Source organism: Mycoplasma todarodis (assembly GCF_004335995.1).
Taxonomy (GTDB): Bacteria; Bacillota_I; Bacilli_A; order Mycoplasmatales; family Metamycoplasmataceae; genus Mycoplasma_K; species Mycoplasma_K todarodis.
In genome coordinates this window covers 1-2,379 of the sequence record NZ_PSZP01000056.1, presented here as the reverse complement: position 1 = coordinate 2,379, position 2,379 = coordinate 1, and the positions used below count along the sequence as shown (strand labels likewise).

The following is a 2,379-nucleotide window of genomic DNA, read 5'->3' as shown; positions in this document are numbered from 1 at the left end:
ATCTCCAAAACCTTCATAAAGTCTTTGAGCTGCTGATTGAATTTGTCTTGATGAAAGACCTGTTGATGATTCTGCAGTCTTATAAAGAACGGCTTGTTTAAATGGTGTACGCTTAGCATCTTTACGTCTGGATACTTTAACTTCATCAACTGTTAATGGTCCATTTAATGCTGAGAATACTTCTTCAATCTCATTTGGCATAATTCATTCTTTGTTTTTCTCTGCTGATTTTGGGTTGTAATATTTTGCTGTAACTTCATCATTAATGATTGCTTCAACATTAAAGTAATCTACAGGGATAAATGCATCAATTTCCGCTTCTCTATCAACAATTAATTTAAGAGCGATTGATTGAACACGACCAGCTGTTGGTCTTGTTGGATAGTTAGACATTTTTTGTGCCATTAATGTTGACAATCTATATCCGATAATACGGTCTAACATTCTTCTTGTTTTTTGTGAGTTAACTAACGCTTCATCAATTATTGATGGTTTGTTTATAGCTTCATTAACAGCGTCTTTTGTAATCTCATTAAAACGAATCCTTTTATATTTATCTTCTACTCCAAGGAATTCAACAAGGTTATCTCCTATGGCCTCACCCTCACGATCGGGATCGGTTGCGATATAAACGAAGTCAGCTTTTTTAACTTCTTTTTTAAGGTCTGCAACAACTGTTTTTTTAGTTGGGTCCAACTTATATTGTGGTTCTCATTTTTCAGTGTCAATTCCTAAACGGAATAGTCCTACTGAAGGCAGTTTAACAATGTGTCCAACTGACGCCTTTACTACATAACCTTCTCCAAGGTATTTTTCTATTGATTTTATTTTATTTGGTGATTCTACAATTACTAATTTATTCATGCTAAAAGTTTACCTTATTTATTGTTTTTTTCAAAATGGCTTTTTACATGAAAAACCATGAATTTTTACCCAAAAACATAGTTTTTCAAGTGTAAAAGCTACTTTTTACTATCTTTTAACACTTTAAAAAAGGTTTATAATTGTAATGAAAAAATAATACTCACAAAGGAGATTTACAATGGTAAAATTCACAAGAATAAAAGGTATGACACAAGAAAGTGTTGCACAAAAAACAGCTGATGAAGCTAGCAGATTAATCAATGAAGGTTTTGAAATTATTTCAATTACTCAATACGCTGATGCTGGTTCAATTGGTAGAAATAAAGCTGCTACAATATACTATAAATAAAAAGAGCAAACGCTCTTTTTTTCTATTTATCTATATCTTTAATTGATGTTATTAAGTTAGCTCCTTGTTTGATTAATTCGGTGTTTCCATCTTCTCCATCATCCATTCCAGGGAAGCAATAAATCTCTTTTCCTTGATTCAAGAATTGTGAAACTAAGTTCATAATTCCACCATCTTTTTCCGATGAAAACAACACTAGAGATTCAGCAAAAGCTGCAACAATTCTATTCCTTGCTTTTAGTCTTTCCTTCTTAATATTTGTTCCTGAAGGGTATTCTGAAATGACTAAAATATGTTCTCCAGGTTCAACGTTTGTAGCTAAGAATGGTTCCTCAACATCATTTGCAGATACAACCAAAAGATCTTTCTTATTTTCTAAAACTCTTTTTAAGACAAATTGATCTACACCTTTATATATAGAACTCACCAAAGCATGTCTATAAGTTATCTCTTCAATTGAATTATTAATTCATTTTTTAATGTTTAAATTTAATTCATTACCGCTTGCACACATAAATGTTCTCTTCAATATATCGATATTCCCTTTATAGAATAAAACAAATGGTGGTTTATAAGCTTTCTTCAATTGGTTGGGGTAACCTAAATCCAATATTGTTATGGCATTCACTTCTTGTTTTTCCATTTTTCGTTCTAATTCTTTAAGTTCTCGAAGAGAAACTTTTTCTTTTTCTTCCAAAGCTTGATAAATCTTATCTCAATCGCCCTTATATTTAATGGCAAATCATATTAATATTATATTCATACTACCTCCTACACATTTATATGTATAGTTTTTAATGTATTTAATAATAAAAATACCTTTTTAAAATTTTGATTACTCAATAAATAGACATGATTTTCTATTTCTTTGCCTTAAAAACACGAGGATCAGTTAAATATGTGTCTTTTTCCATATGAATTACTGTTTTTTAATGGGTGAGTTTAGGCGAAAAGTCTTATCCGATGCCTCTCACCCATGATTTTCACTATATAAATGGCATTATTTGTAAAATAAAACTCAAAAAAGGCAATGAAAAACTCAGGAACTAGTCCTGAGTGGCTTTGTTATGTTCTAATTAAGCGTTAGCTTGTTTAGTAACAACAACGTTTTTAGCTCTTTCTTTTCCATCTACAGTTTCAACTTCGAATTCAACTGTGTCATTTTG

3 protein-coding genes are annotated in these 2,379 nt (G+C 30.8%); 1 reads left to right on the top strand and 2 read right to left on the bottom strand.

Translation table 4 applies throughout. From position 1 onward, the window contains the following. Positions 1-864 (bottom strand): type IA DNA topoisomerase (locus C4B25_RS04460; RefSeq protein ID WP_246004301.1); only part of this gene is annotated, 864 nt, incomplete at its 3' end. A gap of 178 nt (positions 865-1,042) precedes the next feature. Here C4B25_RS04460 and C4B25_RS04780 point away from each other — a divergent pair. Then, a complete protein-coding gene (locus C4B25_RS04780) occupies positions 1,043-1,213 on the top strand; it encodes a hypothetical protein (RefSeq protein WP_168380709.1) in 171 nt (56 codons plus the stop codon). A 22-nt stretch (positions 1,214-1,235) separates the two neighbouring features. Here C4B25_RS04780 and C4B25_RS04455 read toward each other — a convergent pair whose 3' ends face one another. Beyond that, positions 1,236-1,976, bottom strand: coding sequence for a DNA-processing protein DprA (locus C4B25_RS04455; RefSeq protein WP_131613930.1), 741 nt, complete (start codon positions 1,974-1,976; stop codon positions 1,236-1,238). Positions 1,977-2,379 lie beyond the last annotated feature (403 nt).